The sequence below is a fragment of the Rhizobium sp. 22-785-1 genome, assembly GCF_053521965.1.
The window spans coordinates 687,837-711,414 of the sequence record NZ_JBNWDI010000001.1 but is presented as its reverse complement, the minus strand read 5'-3'; the positions used below and the strand labels follow the sequence as shown (position 1 = coordinate 711,414).

Below are 23,578 nucleotides of genomic sequence, written 5' to 3'. Positions count from 1 at the left end.
CACTTATCCGTTCTGCCGGGCGCTGGCAGCGTAACGCGCACGAAGGATGGCCCAGACGCCAAGCGCGAACATGGGCGCGGAGAGAACCATTCCCATGGTCAACCAGTTCCCCGCGAGATACCCGATTTGCGCGTCGGGTTCTCGGAAAAACTCCACGAAGATTCGTGACAGGGCGTAGCCCGCAACGAAGGTGCCGGTCACGGTGCCGGGCGCCTTCAGCGCTCTGAACGCCCAGATCATGACCGAGAGTACAAGCAGAAGCACGATGCCTTCCAGTCCCGCTTCGTAAAGCTGGCTTGGATGACGGGCAAAGGGCCCACCTGTCGGGAACACGACGGCCCACGGAACATCCGTCAGGCGGCCCCATAATTCGCCGTTGATAAAATTTGCGATGCGCCCGAAGAACAGGCCGACGGGTGCCACGGCCGCGATGATGTCGAACATGCTCCAGACCGGAATGCCGTTTTTACGGGCAAAGAGGATCATTGCGATCGTCGTGCCCAGGAGGCCACCATGGAAGGACATGCCGCCATTCCAGATCTCTAAGGCGCGCACCGGGTTCGCCATGACGGCTGGGAGGTCGTAAAAGAGCACATAGCCGATACGTCCGCCCAGCACGATGCCGGCTGCGGCCCAGATGATGAAGTCATCCAGGTGAACCGGTGTCACTGGAGACTTGTCGCCCGGCCACAGGCGATCCGTCATGCTCAGCTTTCGGGCGTATGACCAGCCGAGCAGAATGCCCATGACATAGGCTATGCCATACCAGTGAATCGATATCGGGCCTATGGAGAAGGCGATCGGATCGATGTTGGGAAACGGCATGATCGACAGCGGCGCCAGTGGTGAAAACAAATTGCGTATTCCGTTCTCTGGTTGTCATCGAAAACGCCAGCGTTTTCAGAAGGCAGGCTGCATGATCGTCAGCTTTCCCGCCGGGCGAAAATGGCGATTGAAAGAGAAGCGGTCAAGGCGATTCTTTGACGCTTTTATGACTGTCAAAAGTAAGGTTACCGCGCCTGACGATCCCGTTTTTGCTTGCAACGGACCGAGTGAGTGCCTACCTGAAATGTCAGAACCGGATCGAGCATCAAGTCTCTCCGGATGAAGACGAGGACACCGCGCCATGAGCACAACCGGAACCAACCGCATTTTCGATGAATTCGCGAAGCTGATGACCGATGCCGCAGGTGCGGCTCAGGGCGTCCGCAAGGAAGTGGAGCAGGCCTTCCACGCGCAGGCGGATCGCTGGCTGAACAGCCTCGATGTCGTCAAGCGCGAAGAGTTCGATGCCGTTCGCGAGATGGCGATCAAGGCGCGTGATGAGAACGACGCGCTGCGCGCCAGGATAGAGGCTCTGGAAGCCAAGCTCTCGGGTAATGCCTCCTGATAGTGATGCAGCCGTTTTAAATTGGTCGATTTTGTTCAAGGCCGCGCTCTCAAAAGGAGCGCGGCCTTTCATTTTGTCCGCTTCGAAGCAGGCACCCTCGCGAGTGCGGATTCGTACCCAAAGAGCAAGCATTTTCATCAGCATTTTTTTGCCCTCTGTGGACACTTGCAAAAAACGCAATTGGCAGAGTCGGTTATGACTCCCGCCTGACATTCCGCCACAAGAGATATCCACGGTTGTCCCCGGAAAATGGACTGGCGGGGGGTGGCGACGGGACTCGCTCGTTATAGACTGATTTTAAATGATGATTCGAAACGAACTCGGTAAGCTCCAGACAGGTTCACTGCGTTAATCTGGCGGCGTCGGGCAATCGTCCTAAACTGATGTACCGGCATTTGTATGTGCGTTTTTGTGCTTTCGCGTGCGAAACAAAACATTCATTTCCGGCTGAAAAGGTGCCGTATGAGCCTAATAGAATTCGAAGTTGAACGTTTCTCCAATCCGGTCGATATGATCGAGTTTGTGGCGGCCGCCAACGATTGGTCTTTTGAGCGCTCGGGCGAGGACGAAATTGCGATGACGGTGGAAAGCCGTTGGGCCGACTATCACGTTTCGTTTTCCTGGATGGAGCAGTTCGAGGCGCTGCATCTGGCCTGCGCTTTCGACATCAGGGTCCCCGATCATCGCGTCAACGAAGTGATCCGGCTGCTGTCGCATGTCAACGGTCAGACGCTGATGGGCCATTTCGATCTATGGCGTCAGGAAGACGTGATCATCTTCCGCCAGTCGCTGCTTCTGGCGGGCGGCGCCGAGCCAACCAATCAGCAGGTCGAAGTTCTGCTGTCGAGCGCTCTCGAAGCCTGCGAACAGTATTATCAGGCGTTCCAATTCGTCGTCTGGTCCGGCATGGAAGCCAAGGCCGCCATGGATGCGGCCCTCTTCGAGACGGTAGGCGAGGCCTGATACACATGCTGTCATTCGGTTCTGGTCCGCTCGTTCTCGTTGGCGCCGGCAATATGGGCGGCGCCATGCTTTCCGGCTGGTTGAAGAAAGGTGTATCCGGTTCATCGATCCTCGTCGTCGATCCGCGCCCTTCGGATGCCATGTCCTCAAAGCTCGCGGAGGCTGGCGCGCGCCATTGCGAAAGCGCTCCCGAAGGCGTGACTGCCGGCATCCTGTTTCTGGCGGTCAAACCGCAGTTGATGGATACGGTGCTGCCTTCGTTGAAACCGCTTGTCGGCCAAGAGACGATTGTCGTTTCCGTCGCTGCCGGCAAGACGTTATCCTATATCCAAAGCCATCTGGGTCAGGCTGCTTGCGTTCGCGCCATGCCCAACACACCCGCCATGGTGGGACGTGGGGTTACGGGCGCCTACGCCAATGAACGCGTTTCCGCCGACCAGCGTCAGGCCGTGGAAGAGCTTCTCAAGGTCAGCGGTCCGGTGGAATGGGTTCCGACCGAGGGCGATATCGATGCCGTCACTGCCGTATCCGGTAGCGGACCCGCTTATGTTTTCTATCTCGTGGAATGCATGGCGGAGGCAGGTCGCAAAGCCGGTCTGCAGGCGGACCTCGCCATGCGTCTCGCGCGAGAAACCGTCGCGGGGGCTGGTGAACTTCTCTACCAGTCCCCCGACGATGCGTCCAAACTGCGCCAGAATGTGACGTCTCCGGGTGGTACGACGGCGGCTGCACTCTCCGTATTGATGGCGCAGGATGGTATGCAGCCCTTGTTCGACAAGGCGATCGCGGCGGCGAAGACGCGCGCGCAGGAACTGGCAAACTGAGGACGCACGAGAATGAGCGCTGAAATCAGCTATGCGGATTTTGAAAAGGTCGACATTCGCGTCGGTACCATCATCGAGACGGAAGCCTTTCCCGAAGCGCGCAAGCCTGCTTTTAAACTGAAGATCGATTTTGGTCCGGAAATCGGCATCAAGAAATCATCGGCGCAGATCACCGTCCATTATACGCTGGAGAGCCTGATCGGCAGACAGGTGCTTGCCGTCGTCAACTTTCCGCCGCGCCAGATCGGGCCTTTCCGCTCCGAAGTCCTGACGCTCGGTTTTGCCGATGGCAATGGCGATATCGTTCTGGCGGCTGTGGAGCAGGGCGTCCCCAACGGCGAGAAGATGTGCTGACCGATTTCAGCCTTTAGTACAGCATTTACAACTCAGGCCGGGATTTTCACAATCACCCGCAAGCCCCCGAGGGGGCTGTCGTCCAGCATCACATCGCCACCATGGCTTCTGACAATGTCTCGGACAATCGATAGGCCGAGACCGGTCCCGGAGGAGTTCAGGTTACGCGCCTCGTCCAGGCGGAAGAAGGGCTTGAAGACATCCTCGCGTGATTCCAGCGGAACGCCCGGTCCGTCGTCATCAAAGACGAGGCTGATGGAGCGCGGTGCGCGTCGCAGCTCGATGGAGAGTGTCGAGGCATAGCGTTGCGCATTGGCAGCAAGATTGCCGACCACGCGGGAGAAGGCCGTAGGGCGGACGGTAATCTGCGAAACCCCATTGAGCTCAAACCGCATCGTCTTGCCGACCATCTCGAAATCGCTTTGCAGTTTTCTCAGAAGCGGTTCGAGTTCCAGCGCTCCAACGTCTTCCTCCGCGTCGTCACGAGCAAAGGCGAGATAGGCTTCCAGCATCGACTGCATGTCGTCGACGTCCTTATCCAGCCCTTCAAGATCGGGATTGTCTCCAGCGAGCGCCAGTTGAAGCTTGAAGCGGGTAAGGATAGTGCGCAGGTCGTGGCTCACGCCATTCAGCATGGCCGTACGTTGTTCCATTTGTCGTTCGATCCGCTCGCGCATGAGGATGAAGGCAAGACCGGCGCGTCTGACTTCATCGGCGCCTTTGGGCGAATATGCCGTGATCTTCTGTCCGCGGCCGAAACTTTCGGCGGCTTTGGCAAGCGCCAGGATCGGCCTGATCTGGCCGCGCAGAAAAAGGATCGAGATGCCGAGCAGAACGAGAGACGCGCCGACCATCCAGACGAGGAAGATATGGGTATTGGACGCGTAGGTCTGATTTCGCCGTGTGAAGATGCGCAGCGTCTTGTCGTTCAATTGAATGCGGATTTCGACCAGCGATCCGTTGCCGTAAGTGTCGATCCAGAAGGGCCTGCCGATCTGTGCGGTGATCTGGTCTGCCAGAATGGAATCGAGAATAGAGAAGAAGGGTTGCGGGCGCGCGGGCGGCAGTTCGGTTTTCTGTTCGATATAGACGCTGAGATCGAGCTTCTCGCGTGCGATGTTGATGACGCGCTGATAATCGTCCTGCTCAGGATCTGTCTCGATCAGTTCGATGATTGCGGCGATATCGCGCGTGACGGCGGCGGACAGGCGCTCTGTCACCAACTGCCAGTGTCGCTCCATGAAGACGGCTGCAACCACGGCCTGCAATAGAACCATCGGCAAAATGATGATCAGCAGCGAGCGCGTATAAAGCCCGGTGGGAAGCCAGTGCCGCAGCCATCGCACGAAGAAGCGCCACCCTCGGGCAGGGGCGCTGTTGCGGGCCAAACTCATAAAATCGAGGCTTGCCATAGATTACCTGTCCATCCGGCTCTGATCCGGACACGCCAGAAAAGCGTGCTTCAATCCACGCTCAGACGGTAGCCGATGCCGCGTACCGTCTGCAAATAGACGGGATTGGCGGGGTCGTCTTCGATCTTGCGCCGCAGGCGGTTGATCTGAACGTCGATGGTGCGCTCGCCGACATCGGCATCGGCATCCACGAGTTCGTGCCGTGGGATGGTGTCACCGGCGCGCAGCGCAAACAGCATCATGATATCCATTTCGCGATCCGTCAGGCGGATGATCTCTGCGCCGCGCCGAAGTTCCTTCTTGTGGAGCGAGAAATTGAAGGGCCCGAAAATGATCTGGTCGATTTTTGGCGTATCCGGCGAGGTATTGCGGCGCAGGATATTGTTGATGCGCAGCACAAGTTCGCGTGGATCGAAGGGTTTGGCAAGGTAGTCGTCAGCACCGGCTTCGAGGCCAGCGATTCTCGAATCCGCCTCGGAGCGTGCCGTGAGAAGAATGACCGGCACGGTCTTGTTTTCATTGAGAGACTTTGTGAGCGACAAGCCGTTTTCTCCGGGCATCATCACGTCGAGGATCAGGAGATCGAACTGGATGCCCTGCATCTTGCGCCGCGCTTCCGCCGCGTCTGCAGCGGCGGTGATACGGTAACCCTTGTCACTGAGGAAGCGCTGGAGAAGATCGCGGATACGCGCGTCGTCATCCACGATGAGGATATGAGAAGCGTCGTCATCCGCTGGCGTTCTGGTGGCGGCTGTGGCCATTTTCATTCAGCTCCCATTGTTTCGACGTCGCGCATTCTGGCGAGAAACTGCAGAACGCATGCCCTGGCTTCGGAGGACATGCCTTCGAGGGCGCGAGCGATACGGCGCGATTGAGGATCGCTCAAGGCGAGCGCCAGTTCACGACCGGTGAGCGTTGGATAAAGTCTGCGCTGACGCCGGTCTTCAGGTCCCGCCATCTGGCGGATGTAGCCATCATCGATCAGCTGCTTGAGCACTCGTGCCAGGCTCTGCTTGGTGATCTGCAACGTATCGAGAAGATCGGCGACTGTCATGCCGGGATTTCGGCAAACAAAATAGACGACGCGATGGTGAGCTCGACCATAACCCAGCTTTTCCAGAATTGCGTCAGGGTCTGAAACGAAGTCTCGATAGGCGAAAAAGAAGGCCTCAATCGTGTCAAAGTCGATCTTGGCGTCATCGACATGGGGCAGGGCCGGGCTCGGTTTGGCGGCAGCCTTTTTCAGCGATTGGGCAGGCACTGGTCTTCCTTCATAGTATCGCGCTTGGCCACCATTAGCACGAGATCTGCCCCAATAGTGTGCCGCCGGGCAATCTCCCGATCATTTTCTGTTGCGTTCGATAATATGCCGCAGGTTGAACATCAACGCCAATATCTGCGCCGGTCCTCAACGAAGCAAAAGAGCGCGGACTAAGCCGCGCTCTCAGGTACTCGGTTACGCAGATACTCTACGCAAACTTACTCGTACACATACACAACGCGGCGCGTGCTCGGCTCCACCAGAACGCGGCGGTCGTTCACACGCACGTAGCTGTATTCATAGTCCGGGATCGACACCAATTCAGCGCTGGCTGGAATGGTGGCGCCAATCGCGACGTCGCCATCGATGCGAACGACCTGTGCCGGGTGCTGATCGATATAAGTGATCACCTGCTCCGGCGGATTGACTTCACCGACGCGTCCGAGGTTGGGGTCGCCAGGATTCGGCTCTTCCTGCTGAACGCTTGCTGTCTTTTCATAGGTAACCACCGGCACTTCGATATCGGCGCGGCGTTCCCGCAGGATCACGGGGGCACCTTCGTACATGACGTTCAGGTAATCGGCATTTGCCCAACCGCGCACGCCGTTTACTTCGATACGGCACCAGGCGCTGCCTTCCATGCATCCGTCAAGAACCGCATTGCTGCCGCGTGTGGCAAGTCCGACTTCCGGGTAATCTTCACCAGGGCCGGATCGCACCGAAATATCAGATGCCGTGGTCGCAACCATGGCCGCATTGGCATAACCGGCGATCAAAGCGAAAGCGCCGCCAGCAATCATCAGTTTCAGCTTCTTGTCCATCTGTCTCTCTCCTTTGAAGACTGGGGCAAGAACGCAGCTTTTTGTTTTCCGTTCCCGAATTTGTGAACAGTTTGTTTGAGGAAACACTACTGCGTACTAGATAAGTTATTGAAATTAAATAATTTAACACATTGCCGACAATTCTTCGCAGATGATGTTTCCTGACGATCGATTGTGTAGTCGCGTCGGGCTCTTTATAGGTGGGCCAGTCTTTTGAAGTGAAGGAAGGTCATCATGGGTAAGTTGCAGGCAGGGGTCATTCCGGTGACGGCGTTTCAGCAGAACTGCACCATTCTCTTCGATGAGGACACAAGGGAAGGTGTTGTCGTCGATCCAGGCGGGGATGTCGACGTCATCGTTCAGACTGTTGTCGAAAACGGCATCACGTTAAAGGAGATATGGCTGACCCACGGTCATCTTGATCATGCCGGTGGTGCCAAGGAATTGAAGGAGCGCCTTTCGCTCTCCATCATCGGCCCGCATGAAGACGACCTTCCGCTTCTGGAGCGGATCGAGACCCAAGCGCAGAAATACGGTATTTCGGGATTACAGAACGTGCTTCCGGACCGGTGGCTGAAGGATGGTGATGTCGTTTCCTTTGGCGATCACCGCTTCGAAGTCTATCATTGCCCGGGCCATGCCCCCGGCCACGTCATCTATTACAATCGTGCCCAAGGCTTTGCCCATGTGGGCGACGTGCTCTTCAATGGCTCCGTCGGAAGAACGGATCTTCCCGGAGGCAATCACGAGCAGTTACTGGCATCTATTCGTGACAAGGTGCTTCCGCTCGGCGACGAGGTGGGGTTCATTTGCGGCCATGGCCCCGGTGGACGATTTGGCGAGGAGCGTCGCACGAACCCGTATCTCCAGGGCCTCGGACCCATTGGTGCTGCGCCTCAAGCTCCAGTTGGGATTGATCAGAAAACAGATTGAGAAAGTGGGCGAGGGCGTCCCGTTCATAGACAGCCCTCTTAAGAGCAGCCATGAAAAAACCCGGCATTCCTGCCGGGCTTCAACTAGAAGAGAAAGTCGTATGGCTCAACCAGCAATCTGAAGATTGACTGCCTTTGGCCCCTTGCCGCGACGATCCGGTTCCGTGTCGAAGCTCACTTTCTGATTTTCTGAAAGACCGGACAGGCCGGAAGCCTGTACAGCGGAGATATGAACAAAGATATCAGCGCCACCATTGTCTGGCTTGATGAAGCCGAAGCCTTTGTCGGTATTGAAGAATTTAACGGTGCCAGTCTCGGCCATGCATCAGGTCCTTTTCGCTCTGCCCGTGTTCAGCTCCAGGCAGCATTACAGTTTTGCCCGTCAGGGCGTACGGCAGGCAGCTCTTGATGATTGAGAGATTGGACCTTCGCTGTGGAAGTCTTGACGTTCTGATCAACGTTTTGTTGTTCCCACCGCTCGAAGTATTGTCTCCGATGCATCTGTTTATAGGTCGTCCCATGCTCGCAAATTGCCTGAACCGCGATAGAGTGATGTGTTTATTTAAAATTGGCAAGCAAAAGTTTTTAAGCGGCAACCATGATTAATCATGGGCGTTTGACGCGTATTACGCGTGTCGCGGAAATTTTTCTCGCAGGGGCGCTGTTGGGAAAACAAAACCATCGTTAGCGATGGGAATTTTCGGCAATTTTCGCGCATAGGGCATGAGTGGAAAGCGGCCTTTAGCCTGCTTTACCAAGTTTTTGGTGGCGTCTTTTCGTAAGCTCCGGCACCAACTCTACCAGCAAAATCGCGGCAAAAATGATGGCGCAGCCGATATAACCGGCAGCCGGTATGATCTCTCCAAGAAAGAGCGACGCGAAGAGGGCGCCGAACAGGGCTTCGGAGGAGAGAAAGATCGCCGCCTGCGGTGCTGTCGTGTAACGCTGGCCGATGACCTGGAGAACGAATGCAAGGCCCGACGAGACAAGGCCAACATAAAGGATCTCACGGAGCGACGCAGCAATTGCCTCAGTGTTAATCGGCTCGTAGGCGGCGCCGATCACCATGCTCAGAATGGCGCAGACGGAAAACTGCACGCAGGAAAGGGCAAGCGGCCGGTTGCTGGCCATGACGGCACGGCCCGCAAGCGTGATCTGCACAGCCCAGAAGAAGGCGCAGGTAATGCTGAGAAAATCGCCTGTCGTCAGGCTGCTGAAGGCGCCGCCGGAGAGCAGAAAGATGCCGACCAGCATCATCGTGGCACCCGGCCAGACCACCCAGTGCGGATAACGCCGATAGATCAGAACGGCGATGGCCGGGACGAAGATGACATAGAGGGCTGTCAGAAAGCTGGAATTGGTGACGGAGGTGGTAAGCAGTCCCACCTGCTGGGTTGTGGCACCCATGAAGAGGGCGAGCCCGACAAGGCCGAAGGCGCGGTATTCCGCCTTGCTAGGCCTTGCTCCCATGCGGCGCGTTTCCATGAGTGCGAAGGGCAGGACCGCAAGCGCTGCAATGGCAAAGCGCAAGCCCACGAACCAGAAAGGGCCGATGGATGCCATGGCCGTGGACTGCGCAACAAAACCACCGCCCCAGATTGCGGCAGCGAGAAGCAATACAAGGTTTGCCTGAATGCGCGTCATTCTTCACCATCAAGGAAGCAGCGCAGCGGCTGCTTCATCGTCTTTTCGAAAGGCGATCCGGCCCGCTTGGTGATCGACTGCCAGAGGCTATCGGAACGTCCGGCGGTGTTGCATGAAGCAGCAGATCTTGACCCTGAAGATGGCGAAGACATCCCTGTGTGTCGCAACAGGTGCCTCGGACCGCCATTTCATCGGTGCTCTATCAGCAAGGGCATGGTTCGGCAAGGGACGGTCAGGGGAAGTCAGTCACGGTTTCGGCGCAGGCGGCCTTCGCGAATACTGCTGAGCGTCAAGAGCACACCGCCAACCGCCATTGTGCCGAAGCCGAGCATCACAAGGCCGGTAACGAAGATGCGATCCGATGCTTTGGAAATCGGTGCGCTGGCGATGGCAGATGTCGTCATGGGGTCGACCGCTTGCGAAGCGTGGGAGGACGTTGCAAGGCCGGCTGCCATGGTGAGGATGACCATGATGGCGGCAAGCGCCATCCACAGAGAGAAAAGCATCCTCTGCACCTTCAGCCGATCTGCCGAATTCCGGTCATTCATAAGCATCATCGTCGTCCTTGTCTCGTTTGCCCGCATGCCGAAAAGAGGCTTGGAAGTGGACTGCTTGGAGACAGAATTTCGTCAGTCCGGCGTATTTATTGTGGCGATAAAAAGGCGCGAATTAACGAGAAGTTAAGGCCGCTATAATTGCCGATTTTTTCGGCGATTGCCTCGTTTTGAGATAGATGATGGACGCTTTGCCGAGAGAGGCCGTTCGAGGACGAAGGCGGCTTCATCTCAATCGGGACAATCGGTCATTCTGCAATAAAGTAAATGCGATCCATCGCATCTTTTGATGGGTTTTGACCTTGAAAGACTGTGTGTCTTTCGACATACCACTTGCCGCAGAGAGCGACATTCCGCCGCAACTTCTGTCGATGTCAACTTCAATAGGACCGATAAAAATGGCCTTCCTTGCCGACATTCTCTCCCGCGTAAAGCCATCCGCCACCATCGCCGTTTCGCAGAAAGCTCGCGAATTGCAGGCACAGGGTCGCGATGTGATTGGCCTTGGCGCCGGCGAGCCGGATTTCGATACGCCCGACAATATCAAGGAAGCAGCCATTGCCGCTATTAAAGCAGGCAAGACGAAATACACGCCCGTTTCAGGCATTCCTGAACTGCGCAAGGCGATTGCCGAGAAGTTCAAGCGCGAAAACGGTTTGGACTACAAGCCCGAGCAGACAATCGTCGGCACGGGTGGAAAGCAGATTCTTTTCAACGCCTTCATGGCAACCCTTAACCCTGGCGACGAAGTCGTTATTCCGGCACCTTACTGGGTAAGCTATCCGGAGATGGTGGCGATCTGCGGCGGTACGCCTGTTTTCGTCAACACCACGCTGGAAGACAACTTCAAGCTCAAGCCGGAAGCACTTGAAAAGGCGATCACGCCGAAGACCAAGTGGTTCATCTTCAATTCGCCGTCCAACCCATCGGGCGCCGCTTACAGCCACGACGAGCTGAAGGCGCTGACTGATGTGCTGGTCAAGCACCCGCATGTCTGGGTTTTGACCGACGACATGTATGAGCACCTGACCTATGGCGACTTCAAGTTCGTGACGCCTGTGGAAGTTGAGCCCTCGCTCTACGACCGCACGCTGACCATGAACGGCGTGTCCAAGGCCTATGCGATGACCGGCTGGCGTATCGGTTATGCGGCAGGTCCGCTGCAACTGATCAAGGCGATGGACATGATCCAGGGTCAGCAGACGTCTGGGGCGACCTCGATTGCGCAATGGGCGGCTGTCGAGGCGCTGAACGGTAGCCAGGACTTCATTCCGGCAAACAAGAAGATCTTCGAAGGCCGCCGTGACCTCGTTGTCTCCATGCTGAACCAGGCCAAGGGCATCAATTGCCCGGTTCCGGAAGGCGCGTTCTACGTCTATCCTTCCTGCGCCGGTCTGATCGGCAAGACGGCGCCTTCGGGCAAGGTCATCGAAACGGATGAGGATTTCGTCACCGAGCTTCTGGAAACAGAAGGTGTGGCCGTCGTTCACGGCTCCGCCTTCGGCCTCGGCCCGAACTTCCGCATTTCCTACGCCACCTCGGAAAAGCTACTGGAAGAGGCCTGCAACCGCATCCAGCGTTTCTGCGCCAATTGCCGCTAATGCTTGATACAATCGAATGAAATGGACCCGGCAGCGATGCCGGGTTTTTTTTATGCCTGTTGTTCCAGCAGAGCTATGCCCCTTATCAGGAGGAGTTCTGATGCCTGTTTGAAACATACGGCGGGATCATCTGCGCTGTCTCAGCGACGACAGTTACCAGCGATGGTAAACCGTGGTTCTCCTAGTCAATCCCGCGACGCTCGCCGGTATCGATCTCAGCATTGAAGCACATAAGCCGCTTGACAACGCCACGATCTTCAATGATTGTACCGATCGGTAAAGTAATTACTAATCGGTACAATAGACCCAGTTGATCGAGGAGATCACCATGTCACGTCCTCCACTTCCCCCATTCACCCGCGAGACCGCTATTGAAAAAGTTCGCCTGGCCGAAGACGGCTGGAACACCAGAGATGCGGCGAAAGTCGCTCTTGCCTATACGCTCGACACCCGCTGGCGCAACCGCGTCGAATTTGCACGCAATCGCGATGAAGCTCAGGCATTTCTGACGCGCAAGTGGAACAAGGAGCACGAGTACCGCCTCATAAAGGAGCTATGGGCTTTCACCGAAAACCGCATCGCGGTACGGTATGCGTATGAATACCGCGACGATGCTGGTCACTGGTACCGCGCCTATGGCAACGAGAACTGGGAATTCGCAGAGGACGGCCTGATGGCGCACAGACACGCGAGCATCAATGAGATGCCGATTGCTGAAAGCGATCGCCTGTTCCATTGGCCGCTTGGCCGTCGGCCGGATGATCATGCCAGCCTTAGCGATCTGGGCCTCTGATCATGGCGCGTATGGTCAGCGAAAGAGCCGATGCCATAGGTCCCTTGGCCGAGGTGTTTCGCGAGTATGGTTATGAAGGCGCAAGCCTTGCCCTCATAGTCAAGGCGACCGGTCTCGGCAAGGGCAGCCTTTACCACTTCTTTCCAAACGGGAAGGAGGAGATGGTGGGGGCTGTGCTCGACGACATCAGCCAATGGTTCGAGAATGCCATTTATGCGCCACTACGTAACGAACCCGACGCCAATGGCGCCATCCGTGCCATGCTTGCCTCGACGGACCAATATTTCAGGACCGGCAGGCGCGTTTGCCTCGTCGGTGCCTTGGCGGTGGGCAATACGAGAGACCGTTTTGCACAAGCCATCCGAGGTTACTTTACGGCCTGGGTGGACGCGTTGCAGTCGGCGCTTATCCGGCAGGGCCGTGACCGCGATCAGTCGCGCATGCTCGCGGAGGAGACCGTCCTTGCCATTCAAGGCGCGATCGTTCTTTCTCGTGCGCTGGACGATCCGGCTGTTTTCCAACGGGCGATCGACCAACTTCACGACCGGCTGGCGATGGACAGCTCTGCCTCTGCCCCAGAATGAAGGTTGGGCCGAAAGGATTTCGACCAATACGGCAATGCGGTAGTCTTCAGTGGCGCTGACATACAACGCTACTCGGGACTTCAGGACAGCAACTGGTCGATCTCGTCCCAACCATAAACGACATTGTCAGAGCGCCATATCGGTCCGGGATCGCGGAACTCTCCAATCTTTTTGGCGCGGAGCGCCTGATAGAAGCCCGCCGCCCGCTCATTGCCTTTGACGACGCTGAGTGCGACCGAACGATATCCGGACGCTTCCGCATGTGCGGCCAGGTCTTTCAGAATGCGCGTGCCAATACCTTGCCCCTGGTCGTCCGGCATGACGTAGAGGTTCTTGATCTCCGCCCGTGATCCGAAGATTGGATCGGACGGTCGGCCTACCGCGCCGATGCCAACGACTTGGCTGCCGGTCTCAGCGATCGCTACATGCTGGTGCGGATCATCATCGGCGAGTTTAGCCGTCCAGTAACGCAGCCGGTGGTTCGCATCGAGAGCCTCAAACGCTGAAGGAGGGGCAAGCGCCCGCATGGTTTCTCTCCATACGTGGGTATGAACGCGGGCGATTTGCGCTACGTCACTTGATTGCGCAGTCCTTATCTGAAGCAACCCATGCCCTCACAAACCGAGAAACAGCAACATGATGAAGGTGGCGAAGAGGATGAGGTGCGTCATACCTTCGATGGCATTGGTCTCCCCATCGTTGAGATTGATGGCGGCAACGATGAGTGTGATGAAGACCATCACCGTCTGCACCGGCGTCATCGCCATGATGAAGGGTTGGCCTGAGTAGAGCGCAATTGCCTCCATGACCGGAACGGTCAGAATGACCGTCGAGAGTGACGCGCCCATGGCGATGTTGACGACGGGTTGCATGCGGTTGCGCAAGGCAGCGCGCATGGCGGTGAGGATTTCCGGTGCGGCTGAGATGGTGGCGACGACGACCGCCATCAGGCCTTCTGGAGCGCCGCTTCCTTCCAGCCCGTGCGTGAGGAATGCGGCCATGAATTCCGCCAATAGGCCGATCAGCACGACGCCGACGAGAATGGCACCGATCGAATAGCCTGCCGAGCCGTCCTCTTCCTCATGCCCGTGCGCTTCGCCTTCCGGGGCCGCCTTCTTGCGGTCCGCGCGCGGATAGCTGTAGCTGAAGAAGTAGCTGTGCGGGCCAACCTGCATTTTCAGGAACAGACCGTAGAGCGCAATCATCGCGCAGATGGTGAAGGCGGAGTAGAGGTGCCACTTCGCTTCCGGTACGAATTCCGGGACGATCATCGAGATGCCCATCGCCGTCAGGATCATCACCCCGTAGGTGCGCCCGGAATCGTCGTTATAGGGCTGCTCTCCATGGCGCAGACCACCCAGCAATGCAGCAAGCCCGAGGATGCCGTTGATATCGATCATCACGGCGGAATAGATCGTGTCGCGCACCAGGGTAGGGGAACTTGACTCACTCATGATGATGGCGAGGATCAGCACCTCGACCGCGACCGCAGACAGGGTCAGGATCATCGTTCCGTAAGGGTCCCCGACCTTGGCAGCAAGGATTTCGGCGTGGTGGGCAACGCGCATGGAAACCCCGACGATGACGGCAATCAGCGCTGCGGCCACGACGAAGGACATCACCTTGCCTCCCTCAAGCACGCTGTGCTCTGCGAGATAGGCGATAATGGCAACGGGAACTGCAAGAAGCAGCATGCGCTCCTGCTTGACAGCGGTGGCGATGGACATGTTCCCCTCCAGATCCTGGACCGAGCGATATGCATTTGAAAGGTCAAGAAACGCGATTTGCACTCTTGGCCGTTTGGTAGGATAGTGGATCGCGAGGACATAGGTACCGAAACCGCGATCTCGGCCCAGAAATGCCCACTTGCGGTGTTGGTTGTCAATCTTCTCCAAAGAATAACAGGAGGATATCAGCGTGACCAAGGTGTGTTATGAAATCGTGGAGCATGATGGCGGTTGGGCGTATCGAATGAATGGTGCCTATTCCGAAGCCTTCCCCACCCATTCAGATGCGGTGCAAGCCGCCAAGATCGCTGCCGCCGAACAGCAGGTCGGCGGCGAAGATGAGGAAATCAGCTACCAGGATGAGCGCGGTCGATGGCACGAGGAATTCAGCCAGGGCGGTGACAGGCCGGAAGCGGAGGTTGTCGACACCTATGTTGAGCGACAGGCCCGCAATCCAAGCTGATTTTCGTCGCAGGCGTTAGCGCTTGGATGATGGCGCTTCGGGATCTGTCGTTCTCAGGTGCGATTTCAGGCCCTCCACCAGAGCGCTGAATACCGCACGGCAGCGTGGTGAGGTCCGAAGATTTTCATGCATGGCGACCCAGGCGTGGAGTGCGACTTCGAGTTCCGGCAGGACGTGTTTGAGCGTTTGATCGCGTTTGGCCAATCCGATCTGGCACATGCCGATACCGGCGCCGGCGCGAACCAGGGCGAGCTGCGCCAGATTGCTATCGGCGCGAATGGCGAAAGGAATTTGATCGGCATCGGGGATGGCCGGATTTTCCTTCTTCATGTTTTGGAGGATCGCCCTGATGAAGGGCGTCTTGCGATCAAACCCGATCAGCCGGTGCGCGTCCAGATCTTCTTTCTTTGTCGGCGTTCCCATCTTCTGCAGGTAGCCGTTCGTTGCGTGAAAGCCGATCCGAAAATTTCCCACATAGCGCATCACGATGGCGTCTTGCACCGGCTCGGTCATGCGGATAGCGATATCCGCCTCGCGGCGCAGCAAATCCTCGATCGTGTCGGATAGCGAAAGCTCGATTTCGAGTTTCGGATGTGTCTCTTGCAGGGCGGCGATGATTGGGGGCAGCACCTCGACGCCGATCACATCCGAGGCGCTGATGCGCACGGCACCTTCGATCTTTCCGACTTCCCCCGAGGCGGCGCGCACCAGTGCCGCGGCAGTGGCGGACAGATTTTCCGCATACGGCTTCAAGGCCATCGCCGCATCGGTCGGAACGAGGCCGTGCGGCGAGCGAATGAAAAGCTGGTAGCCGATGGCTTCTTCAAGAGCACCGATATGGCGACCGACAGTTGGCTGCGTGATGCCGAGCTCTCTCGCCGCCGCAGACAGAGACCCGTCTCGCAACACGCTTAAAAATGTGCGGTAGTAGTCCCAACTGATTTCGCGATCGATGATCATAATTTCTGTATGGCCGATAAACGTGTTTGGCGAATTCTGTATAGCGAGTTTTTGCTCGATGCTCCAGTCCAAGCACGATTGCTTGAAGCGAACTGGAGTTCATTATGATCGATGTCAAAGAAACCGAGCAGCAAACAGCATTGGTTCTGGGTGCCCGTGGCGGCATAGGCGGGCATGTCACTCAGGCGTTGCTCGGGCGAGGGGGGAAGGTGCGCGGGCTCGTCAGGGACCGGGCGTCAATGTCTCAGCATCCTTTGATGGAATGGAGCGTCGGTGACGCGATGGTGGCTCAGGATGTGTTGCGGGCTGCGCAAGGCGTTTCGCTGATCGTTCACGCGGTCAACCCGCCCGGCTATCGAAACTGGGAGACGCTTGTTCTGCCCATGCTCGACAATACCATCAAGGCAGCGGCAAGTGTCGGTGCGCACATATTGCTGCCCGGCACCGTTTATAATTTCGGCCCTGATGTCTTCCCCTTGCTGACGGAGAAAAGCCCTCAACGGCCGATGACGCGCAAGGGGAAGATCCGTGTGGAGATGGAAAATCGGTTGCGCGCCGCTTCAACAAGGGGTGTGCCGGTGTTAATTGTCCGAGCAGGAGATTTCTTTGGGCCGCGGGCGCGCAACAACTGGTTTGGCCAAGGGCTTGTTCAGCCTGGAAAGCCTGTGCGCAGCATTTCCAATCCGGGAAGTCCCGGCGTCGGCCACCAATGGGCGTATCTTCCGGATGTGGCAGAAACCATGATGCGCCTGCTTGAGCGTACCAATGCTTTGCCGACCTTTGCCGTCTTTCACATGGAGGGCTTCTGGGATCCGGATGGGCGCCACTTGCCCGCGGCAATCGAACGGGTGGTTGGACGCGACGTTAAAACGAAGCGCGTTCCATGGTGGCTGTTCCGGCTATGCTCACCATTCGTCCCGCTGTTTAAAGAACTCTTGGAGATGCGTTATCTCTGGCAACGGGAGGTCAGAATGGGCAACGAGACGCTGGTGGATTTTCTAGGACAGGAGCCTCGCACGCCACTCGACGAAGCGGTCTTTGCCACGCTTATGGACCTGGGCTGCCTTGGCTTGCCACACAACCCGCATGGGGAGATCGTCTCGGTCGACGAACGCCGCGCAGCCGTCTAAGATGCGCGGCGTCCAATTCTTGATCAGGCCAGGGCCGGATAGTCGGTGTAACCTTCAGCGCCGCCGCCATAGAAGGTCTGCTGGTTCGGTTCGTTCAGAGGCGCATCGTCCTTCAAGCGCTGAACCAGATCCGGATTGGCGATAAAGGCTTTGCCGAATGCAATAGCGTCTGCCTTGCCGCTCTCGACTGCTTCAATGGCAGACGCACGATCGTAACCGTTATTGGCGATCCAGAGACCCTTGCCGCCGGCTTCGGTATAGGAAGCCTTGAGCGCAGCGTAATCGAAAGGCTTGTCGCCCTGCTTGAAATCACGCGGGCCACCGGTTGCACCCTCGATGACGTGAATGAAGGCGAGGCCGCGGCTGCCGAGTTCTTTTGCCACGTAGTTGAAGAGGGGCTGCGGATCTGCCTCGGAAATATCGTTTGCGGGCGTGACCGGCGATAGGCGAATGCCAGTACGGCCTGCGCCGATTTCCTTTGCGACAACATCAACTACTTCAAGGAGGAAGCGTGCGCGGTTCTCGACCGATCCACCGTAATTATCGGTGCGGTGGTTGCTGCCAGACTTCAGGAACTGATCGATCAGATAGCCATTGGCCGCATGAATTTCGACGCCGTCAAAACCTGCCTCGATCGCAGCACGCGCACCTTTGCGGAAATCCTCGAGAATGACCGGAATTTCAGCCGTTCCCAGCTCTCTCGGTTCGGATGTTTCGGCAAAGCCGCCTGTACCGTCATCATTGATGATGTAGGTCTTGGATTTTGCGCGGATGGCGGAGGGGGCGACAGGTTGACCACCATGCGGCTGAAGCGATGTGTGCGACACGCGGCCGACATGCCAAATCTGTGCGACGATCTTACCGCCTGCCTTGTGAACGCCGTCCGTTACCTTCTGCCAGCCTTCAATGGCCTCCTGCTTATAGAGACCGGGGACATCCGCGTAGCCCTGACCTTGCTGCGAGACCGGCGTGCCTTCCGTAACGATCAGGCCTGCGGTCGCCCGCTGCTCGTAATAAGTGGCGTTGAGATTGTTCGGAATAGCGCCAGGCGAACGATTGCGTGTGAGCGGTGCCATCACGACGCGGTTTGCCAATGCGATGTCACCTGCCTGGGCGGGTTCGAACAGTTTGGTCATGGTGTGCTTTCTCTTCCTGTTGTTAGACGCGCAGCGTCTGCGCCTTGGTTTAAAGATTTTCGTTCAGATAACGCAGGAACTTCGCGATGTTTTCCTCGTCGCGTTCATAAAAATTCCACTGACCGACTTTGCGCGAGCGGATGAGGCCAGCGGCTTGCAAGGCGGAAAGATGTGATGAGACCGTAGACTGCGACAGACCGCTGATTTCAAACTGATGAGCGCATACGCCCATGCTGAACGGATGTGCCTGGCTGAAATGTTTCTCAGGCTCTTGCAACCATTTAAGAAACTTCAGCCTCACCGGGTGAGCTATCGCTTTGAGCGCGTCTTCGGGGATCATCTCATTCCTGCATATCTGTCTAAGACGATATTTAAATCGGTCTTTCTCGATATCAAGGATGTGAGGGAAATTTTCTCAAAAAAAAGGCCGCCGGATTTCTCCGCGGCCTGACAGTTTTGAAGGTCAAAACCTCCAGAGGGGAACTGCAACGGACAACCCTAAGATGTCTGTTGCAGACTTAGATATGGCGCTGGAAGGTCGGCGAAACAAGGGCGATTTTGCCCAATTTCGCAGGCCACCGAGGAAAAATGTTGCGGGTAAAAAAAGAGGGCCGCCGGATTGCTCCAGGGCCCTTGTAATTGTGAAGGTCAAAAACCTCCAGAGGGGAACAGCTGATGCGGCGGAACTGGGAGGAAAAGCCGCCGTGTGCATCAGCTGTGTGCGATATGATGCTTTTATGGGCAGGCTTCAACTCTTTTTTGTGCAGGACAGGCATGCGTTTTGTGCATCACTCGGACGCGCGGTCATATTTCTGGCGCAAGACTGTCTTCGGACGCAAGCCTCACGCAGGTATGACAAGGTCGCTCATCACCTTGTATTGGTTGATCTTTTAAGACCGCAGCGGAGCGTCAGAAATTCCAGTTTCGGGCCTTTGCCACGATAAAATCGCGGAAGGCCTTAAGTTTTGCAGCGTTTTTCATCTCATCCGGATAGCAGAAATAGGTATCGAAGGATGGAATATCGGCCGGAAGCGACAGCTGGATGAGGCCTGGATCGCGTCCCACAATGTAGTCGGGAAGGCAGGCAATACCGATGCCAAGCAGGCATGCGCGCTTGATCGATGTCTGGCTGTTGATCTGCAGGTGAGCGAGCCGCGTGTTGTCGGACGAGCGCCCGGCATTTTCCAGCCAGTTCACGTCCAGCAAATAGTTCGGCGCGGGCTCGCCGAAAGAGATGATCTTGTGGTTGTCCAGATCTTCGATCGACTGCGGCTCTCCATAGCGGTTGATGTACGAGGGCGCTGCATAGACGTGCATATGCACGGTGAAGAGCTTGCGCTGGATCAGATCGGACTGTTGCGGCTGGCGCAGTCGAATGGCGCAGTCCGCATGGCGCATGTTGACGTCCAGTTCCTCGTTGTCGAGGATGAGCTGGATCGACATTTCCGGATAGAGCTGGAGGAATTCCTGCACCTTGTCCGTCAGCCAGCCTTGGCCGAGACCGACAGTCGTGGTGACACGCAACTTGCCGCTCGGCTTCTCGGTCGTTTCCGTCAGCTGCATCTTGACGGTTTCGAGCTTCAGCAGCACGTCATGCGCGGTTCGATAAAGCAACTCGCCCTGCTCGGTGAGAATCAGGCCGCGCGCATGACGGTGGAAAAGCTTGACGCCGACGTCCTGCTCCAGCGCGCTGACCTGGCGGCTGATGGCGGACTGGGACAGATGCAGCTTGTCGGCTGCATGGGTGAAGGATCCAGCTTCGGCAGCCGCATGAAATATGCGCAGTTTGTCCCAGTCCAATGGCATAGGCATGCGGTTTAGTGCCCTTCTTTATTCGGCTGCAACAGCCAGCGGTGCTTGCGCCGCGAGATAACGTTCGGCTTCGAGAGCCGCCATGCAACCCATTCCGGCCGCGGTGATGGCTTGGCGATAGGTATCGTCGGTAACGTCGCCTGCGGCGAAAATGCCTTCGACATTTGTTGCCGTCGAATCCGGTGCCGTCCACATATAGCCGTTCGGCTTCAGCTTCAGCTTGTCCTTGAACAGTTCGACCGCCGGTGCATGACCGATTGCGACGAAGACGCCGTGGATCGGCATTTCGGTAATCTCGCCGGTTTTGGTGTTGCGCAGGCGCGCGCCGGTAACCGAAGGTGGCATCGGCGGCTTGGCAGGCGTGCCCGTGATTTCGGCGACCTCGGTGTTCCACAGGACGTTCACGTTCTCCTTTGCAAAGAGACGTTCCTGCAGAATTTTTTCCGAACGGAAGCTGTCACGGCGATGCACGACGGTAACCGACTTCGCAATGTTGGCGAGATAAAGCGCTTCCTCGACGGCGGAGTTGCCGCCGCCGACCACGATCACGTCCCTGTTGCGATAGAAGAAGCCATCGCAGGTGGCGCAAGCAGAAACGCCGAAGCCCTGAAAATGCTGCTCGCTCTCAATCCCAAGCCACTTTGCCTTGGCGCCGGTGGCGATGATGAGCGTATCGGCGGTCCAGACCGCGCCGGAGTCGGTCTTCACTGTGAACGGGCGGCTGGTCGTCTCAACCTCGGTCACCAGATCGTTGACGATCTCCGCACCGACATGCTGCGCCTGCTTCAGCATCTGATCCATAAGGAAAGGCCCCTGGATGGGATCGGCGTAACCTGGATAGTTTTCCACATCCGTGGTGATCATCAACTGCCCGCCCTGTTCCATGCCGGCAATCAGAACCGGCTGAAGCATGGCGCGAGCAGCATAGATGGCGGCGGTGTAACCGGCGGGGCCAGAGCCGATGATCAAAACCTTTGTATGGCGGGCGGACATGAGACGTTCCTTTCAACAGGGTGCAGGCAGCCGGACTCATCATGGCGCCAAGATTGATACCCTTCTTGCGCAGCATTTAAGGGTGTCCAGTGCCGATATTCAAGGGCAGCCGTGCATTACCAACAGGGCAGTTGCGGGAGAACACGTAATTTTGTGTCGTGGGCACGACGGATTATTGCGAATCCCGTCGCGTGGAGTAGAAGGAAGCACGTAACCGCTGACGAAGGAATGCATGCGTGGCCAGCGTCGAACTCGATGCCATCGATCTCAAAATCTTGCGTGAACTGCAGCGCGACGGCCGCATGACCAATGTCGAGCTCGCCGACCGCGTCGGCATCTCCGCGCCGCCCTGCCTGCGCCGCGTGCGCAAGCTGGAAGAGGCGGGCATCATCGAAGGCTACCACGCGATGCTGAACGCCCCCAAGCTCGGCTTCGATCTGGTGGCCTTCTGCATGGTGGGCCTGAAGCGCCAGTCCGAAGCCAACCTCAAAGCCTTCGCTGCCGCTACCGACCGCTGGCCCTTAGTGCGCCAAGCCTGGATGGTCTCAGGCGACAGCGACTTCCTGCTTCATTGTGTGGCCGAAAACCTCACGCAGTTTCAGGACTTCGTCATCGAGGTGCTGACGGCGGATGAGCATGTGGAGACGGTGCGGACGATGTTGACCATCCGGCAGGTGAAGAGGTTGGGGTTGGTTGAGGTTTGATGGGAGGCGGTCAGCCTTCCTGCTCCCAATTGGAAACGCCATCGACATAGGTCTTCGTCAACTTCCGCTCATCACGCCATTCGCGCCCGATATCGGTGATGATAAAGCGCCTTTTTGCCCCGAGCATGTAGTTCTTATAAGGACGTACGAAGTCCTCCATGGCCGGATTGATGCCGTCATAGAACTGCTTTTCGGGATCGTAGCGGTCATCCATGAGTGATGCCGCTGACTCCGGCTAAAAAAATGACCGGGATACTGGGACAGCTAGAAAATTTTGCCTGACTTGCAAGCGGAGCTAGATAGGATGTCTTATTAGCCGCCAGCAAGATTTTTTATTTCTTGCTCCATTACGTCACAAAGGGGTTCATCCTGTGTGACCGGATTAAGAAACGCGGTAATCACTTTATGACCTGCAGGCCTAATCGCGATTTTCGGGGCGTTTGATGTCGGCCAACGTTGTAACGTGAGTTTCTCTTGTGAGGCTTTTCTAATAGTACTCTTATAAAGTGATTTCGGCATCTCCGTTTTAGGAAAAACTAAAATGACAGTAGGAACCTTCAAGAGATGGCAATATGCAGTCGCCATTGAGCAGTGCGTTACAACAAGTTTTGCTTTCGCCACATGATCTAACGTTTTCCCTCGAGAGATTTGAAAAGAGGGATGAAATGAGGAGGGATAATCTTCTGGAGCGTTAGGGTGCAAACAAACTGTTACCCCCAAGCCAGTCGTCTCCCCCATTGACACGAGATAAGTGTTCAACATTTCAAAGTATTGTTCTGCCCTTTTTTTGTCGTAAAATCGTTCCTCTGCGTGGTTTTTATCTGAGTCTGAAAAAGTAAAAGTAACCGCTTGATCAATAAATACTATTTCACCATCTTCTCGCGAGGGATTTGCGTTTTTTAATTTGATATAATCAGAGTGATTGACTGGGACTACCTTAGTCTTTCCTCGTACAACTTCGGGGAATTCAAAGGCGTTCAATTCGTTGCTGAAATAGTGCGCCGCGGGACGGGTATCATTTGGTAGTTTTTTTAACCAACGACGAAGATATTGCCGCCAACCAATAAACCATCGTGTGTCGTAGCGACGTCCGTGAAACAGATCTAGCATATCTCCCCGAATGAACAGTATGCCCCAGTCACGGCAATTTTCGCTGATCAAGCGCGTGAGGCTATTACGATCTTTCGACCATTCGAGACCCACTACCAAAATGTAATCAAAGGCTTGCTTTCTGAAAAATTCTTCAGCGTCCGAAAGCGACGATAGAAATACGACATTATCACCCCGAAACAGATCGTGGTAACCGAAGTTGAACTCCCACGGCTTGCTAAATTCGCTCGTATCTAAAATCGTGTCAAAGATTTGAGATAAGCAAACTACACCACCACTTTCTTGCAATGTTCGCTCTCTAGCACCATGACAGAAAACGATCGCGCGACGCTGTTTCATATAGATATAAGCCTAGTGATAAACTGATAACCAAAGTCATGTCTTGTTTGGATGATCAACTTGGGGCAGCA

Annotated in this window: 28 protein-coding genes; 11 read left to right on the top strand and 17 right to left on the bottom strand. The window is 56.4% G+C overall.

The window, feature by feature from the left end; all coding sequences use genetic code 11:
• Positions 1 to 3: 3 nt before the first annotated feature.
• Positions 4 to 825: a prolipoprotein diacylglyceryl transferase gene (lgt, locus tag ACQZ5M_RS03355; RefSeq protein WP_296040703.1), complete on the bottom strand. Its 822-nt coding sequence runs from the start codon at positions 823 to 825 to the stop codon at positions 4 to 6.
• A gap of 301 nt (positions 826 to 1,126) precedes the next feature.
• Between lgt and ACQZ5M_RS03350 the strand changes: the two genes are divergently transcribed.
• From ACQZ5M_RS03350 to ACQZ5M_RS03335, 4 genes are all read left to right on the top strand, one after another.
• Positions 1,127 to 1,390, top strand: a complete 264-nt coding sequence (locus tag ACQZ5M_RS03350) for an accessory factor UbiK family protein (RefSeq protein WP_062426406.1) — start codon at positions 1,127 to 1,129, stop codon at positions 1,388 to 1,390.
• A 462-nt stretch (positions 1,391 to 1,852) separates the two neighbouring features.
• Positions 1,853 to 2,353: a type III secretion system chaperone family protein gene (locus ACQZ5M_RS03345; protein WP_296078647.1), complete on the top strand. Its 501-nt coding sequence runs from the start codon at positions 1,853 to 1,855 to the stop codon at positions 2,351 to 2,353.
• A 5-nt stretch (positions 2,354 to 2,358) separates the two neighbouring features.
• Positions 2,359 to 3,177 (top strand): pyrroline-5-carboxylate reductase, encoded by an 819-nt coding sequence (proC, locus tag ACQZ5M_RS03340; RefSeq protein WP_296078646.1) that lies wholly within the window; start codon positions 2,359 to 2,361, stop codon positions 3,175 to 3,177.
• Between the two features lie 12 nt (positions 3,178 to 3,189).
• Complete coding sequence (locus tag ACQZ5M_RS03335) at positions 3,190 to 3,531, top strand: tRNA-binding protein (protein WP_296014606.1); 342 nt, start codon at positions 3,190 to 3,192, stop codon at positions 3,529 to 3,531.
• A 32-nt stretch (positions 3,532 to 3,563) separates the two neighbouring features.
• Here ACQZ5M_RS03335 and ACQZ5M_RS03330 read toward each other — a convergent pair whose 3' ends face one another.
• The 4 genes from ACQZ5M_RS03330 to ACQZ5M_RS03315 form a co-directional block, all read right to left on the bottom strand.
• Complete coding sequence (locus tag ACQZ5M_RS03330) at positions 3,564 to 4,943, bottom strand: ATP-binding protein (RefSeq protein WP_296078645.1); 1,380 nt, start codon at positions 4,941 to 4,943, stop codon at positions 3,564 to 3,566.
• Between the two features lie 50 nt (positions 4,944 to 4,993).
• Positions 4,994 to 5,704 (bottom strand): response regulator, encoded by a 711-nt coding sequence (locus ACQZ5M_RS03325; protein WP_296014745.1) that lies wholly within the window; start codon positions 5,702 to 5,704, stop codon positions 4,994 to 4,996.
• 2 nt (positions 5,705 to 5,706) lie between these two features.
• The gene (locus ACQZ5M_RS03320; RefSeq protein WP_296078644.1) at positions 5,707 to 6,204 is read right to left on the bottom strand and encodes a MarR family winged helix-turn-helix transcriptional regulator; all 498 of its coding nucleotides are present in this window, start codon (positions 6,202 to 6,204) and stop codon (positions 5,707 to 5,709) included.
• A 218-nt stretch (positions 6,205 to 6,422) separates the two neighbouring features.
• Positions 6,423 to 7,025 (bottom strand): DUF1236 domain-containing protein, encoded by a 603-nt coding sequence (locus tag ACQZ5M_RS03315; RefSeq protein ID WP_296014610.1) that lies wholly within the window; start codon positions 7,023 to 7,025, stop codon positions 6,423 to 6,425.
• Between the two features lie 234 nt (positions 7,026 to 7,259).
• Here ACQZ5M_RS03315 and ACQZ5M_RS03310 point away from each other — a divergent pair, with 234 nt between their 5' ends.
• On the top strand, positions 7,260 to 7,958 hold the full coding sequence (locus ACQZ5M_RS03310) for an MBL fold metallo-hydrolase (protein WP_449079062.1): 699 nt from the start codon (positions 7,260 to 7,262) through the stop codon (positions 7,956 to 7,958).
• A gap of 105 nt (positions 7,959 to 8,063) precedes the next feature.
• Here ACQZ5M_RS03310 and ACQZ5M_RS03305 read toward each other — a convergent pair whose 3' ends face one another.
• The 3 genes from ACQZ5M_RS03305 to ACQZ5M_RS03295 form a co-directional block, all read right to left on the bottom strand.
• The gene (locus ACQZ5M_RS03305) at positions 8,064 to 8,279 is read right to left on the bottom strand and encodes a cold-shock protein (protein ID WP_003494703.1); all 216 of its coding nucleotides are present in this window, start codon (positions 8,277 to 8,279) and stop codon (positions 8,064 to 8,066) included.
• Between the two features lie 419 nt (positions 8,280 to 8,698).
• Positions 8,699 to 9,601, bottom strand: coding sequence for a DMT family transporter (locus ACQZ5M_RS03300; protein ID WP_296014618.1), 903 nt, complete (start codon positions 9,599 to 9,601; stop codon positions 8,699 to 8,701).
• A 242-nt stretch (positions 9,602 to 9,843) separates the two neighbouring features.
• Complete coding sequence (locus ACQZ5M_RS03295; RefSeq protein ID WP_449079061.1) at positions 9,844 to 10,107, bottom strand: hypothetical protein; 264 nt, start codon at positions 10,105 to 10,107, stop codon at positions 9,844 to 9,846.
• Between the two features lie 446 nt (positions 10,108 to 10,553).
• Between ACQZ5M_RS03295 and ACQZ5M_RS03290 the strand changes: the two genes are divergently transcribed.
• From ACQZ5M_RS03290 to ACQZ5M_RS03280, 3 genes are all read left to right on the top strand, one after another.
• Positions 10,554 to 11,756 (top strand): pyridoxal phosphate-dependent aminotransferase, encoded by a 1,203-nt coding sequence (locus ACQZ5M_RS03290; protein ID WP_296014626.1) that lies wholly within the window; start codon positions 10,554 to 10,556, stop codon positions 11,754 to 11,756.
• Between the two features lie 328 nt (positions 11,757 to 12,084).
• Positions 12,085 to 12,549 (top strand): nuclear transport factor 2 family protein, encoded by a 465-nt coding sequence (locus ACQZ5M_RS03285; protein ID WP_296078642.1) that lies wholly within the window; start codon positions 12,085 to 12,087, stop codon positions 12,547 to 12,549.
• Between the two features lie 2 nt (positions 12,550 to 12,551).
• The gene (locus ACQZ5M_RS03280; protein ID WP_296078641.1) at positions 12,552 to 13,133 is read left to right on the top strand and encodes a TetR/AcrR family transcriptional regulator; all 582 of its coding nucleotides are present in this window, start codon (positions 12,552 to 12,554) and stop codon (positions 13,131 to 13,133) included.
• A gap of 80 nt (positions 13,134 to 13,213) precedes the next feature.
• On the opposite strand, the gene ACQZ5M_RS03275 is transcribed toward ACQZ5M_RS03280, so the two are convergent.
• Positions 13,214 to 13,738, bottom strand: a complete 525-nt coding sequence (locus ACQZ5M_RS03275) for a GNAT family N-acetyltransferase (RefSeq protein ID WP_365999740.1) — start codon at positions 13,736 to 13,738, stop codon at positions 13,214 to 13,216.
• Positions 13,739 to 13,747: 9 nt separating this feature from the next.
• On the bottom strand, positions 13,748 to 14,860 hold the full coding sequence (locus ACQZ5M_RS03270) for a calcium:cation antiporter (RefSeq protein WP_296097423.1): 1,113 nt from the start codon (positions 14,858 to 14,860) through the stop codon (positions 13,748 to 13,750).
• Positions 14,861 to 15,050: 190 nt separating this feature from the next.
• On the opposite strand from ACQZ5M_RS03270, the gene ACQZ5M_RS03265 reads away from it, so the two are divergent.
• Positions 15,051 to 15,323 carry a DUF2188 domain-containing protein gene (locus ACQZ5M_RS03265; RefSeq protein WP_296014643.1) on the top strand — a complete coding sequence of 91 codons (273 nt, stop codon included), beginning with the start codon at positions 15,051 to 15,053 and terminating at the stop codon, positions 15,321 to 15,323.
• Between the two features lie 15 nt (positions 15,324 to 15,338).
• Here the strand turns inward: ACQZ5M_RS03265 and ACQZ5M_RS03260 are convergent, their stop codons facing one another.
• The gene (locus tag ACQZ5M_RS03260) at positions 15,339 to 16,283 is read right to left on the bottom strand and encodes a LysR family transcriptional regulator (RefSeq protein WP_296078638.1); all 945 of its coding nucleotides are present in this window, start codon (positions 16,281 to 16,283) and stop codon (positions 15,339 to 15,341) included.
• Positions 16,284 to 16,387: 104 nt separating this feature from the next.
• Between ACQZ5M_RS03260 and ACQZ5M_RS03255 the strand changes: the two genes are divergently transcribed.
• Positions 16,388 to 17,413 carry an NAD(P)H-binding protein gene (locus ACQZ5M_RS03255; protein ID WP_296078637.1) on the top strand — a complete coding sequence of 342 codons (1,026 nt, stop codon included), beginning with the start codon at positions 16,388 to 16,390 and terminating at the stop codon, positions 17,411 to 17,413.
• Positions 17,414 to 17,436: 23 nt separating this feature from the next.
• Here the strand turns inward: ACQZ5M_RS03255 and ACQZ5M_RS03250 are convergent, their stop codons facing one another.
• The 4 genes from ACQZ5M_RS03250 to trxB form a co-directional block, all read right to left on the bottom strand.
• On the bottom strand, positions 17,437 to 18,549 hold the full coding sequence (locus ACQZ5M_RS03250; protein ID WP_296078636.1) for an alkene reductase: 1,113 nt from the start codon (positions 18,547 to 18,549) through the stop codon (positions 17,437 to 17,439).
• 49 nt (positions 18,550 to 18,598) lie between these two features.
• Positions 18,599 to 18,889 (bottom strand): ArsR/SmtB family transcription factor, encoded by a 291-nt coding sequence (locus ACQZ5M_RS03245; RefSeq protein WP_296014659.1) that lies wholly within the window; start codon positions 18,887 to 18,889, stop codon positions 18,599 to 18,601.
• A 569-nt stretch (positions 18,890 to 19,458) separates the two neighbouring features.
• On the bottom strand, positions 19,459 to 20,355 hold the full coding sequence (locus ACQZ5M_RS03240) for a LysR family transcriptional regulator VtlR (protein ID WP_296014747.1): 897 nt from the start codon (positions 20,353 to 20,355) through the stop codon (positions 19,459 to 19,461).
• A gap of 24 nt (positions 20,356 to 20,379) precedes the next feature.
• A complete protein-coding gene (gene trxB / locus ACQZ5M_RS03235; protein ID WP_296078635.1) occupies positions 20,380 to 21,354 on the bottom strand; it encodes a thioredoxin-disulfide reductase in 975 nt (324 codons plus the stop codon).
• 236 nt (positions 21,355 to 21,590) lie between these two features.
• On the opposite strand from trxB, the gene ACQZ5M_RS03230 reads away from it, so the two are divergent.
• On the top strand, positions 21,591 to 22,058 hold the full coding sequence (locus ACQZ5M_RS03230; RefSeq protein ID WP_062598662.1) for an Lrp/AsnC family transcriptional regulator: 468 nt from the start codon (positions 21,591 to 21,593) through the stop codon (positions 22,056 to 22,058).
• 10 nt (positions 22,059 to 22,068) lie between these two features.
• On the opposite strand, the gene ACQZ5M_RS03225 is transcribed toward ACQZ5M_RS03230, so the two are convergent.
• The gene (locus tag ACQZ5M_RS03225; protein WP_296078634.1) at positions 22,069 to 22,272 is read right to left on the bottom strand and encodes a hypothetical protein; all 204 of its coding nucleotides are present in this window, start codon (positions 22,270 to 22,272) and stop codon (positions 22,069 to 22,071) included.
• 98 nt (positions 22,273 to 22,370) lie between these two features.
• Complete coding sequence (locus ACQZ5M_RS03220; RefSeq protein ID WP_449079060.1) at positions 22,371 to 23,507, bottom strand: hypothetical protein; 1,137 nt, start codon at positions 23,505 to 23,507, stop codon at positions 22,371 to 22,373.
• Positions 23,508 to 23,578: the final 71 nt, after the last annotated feature.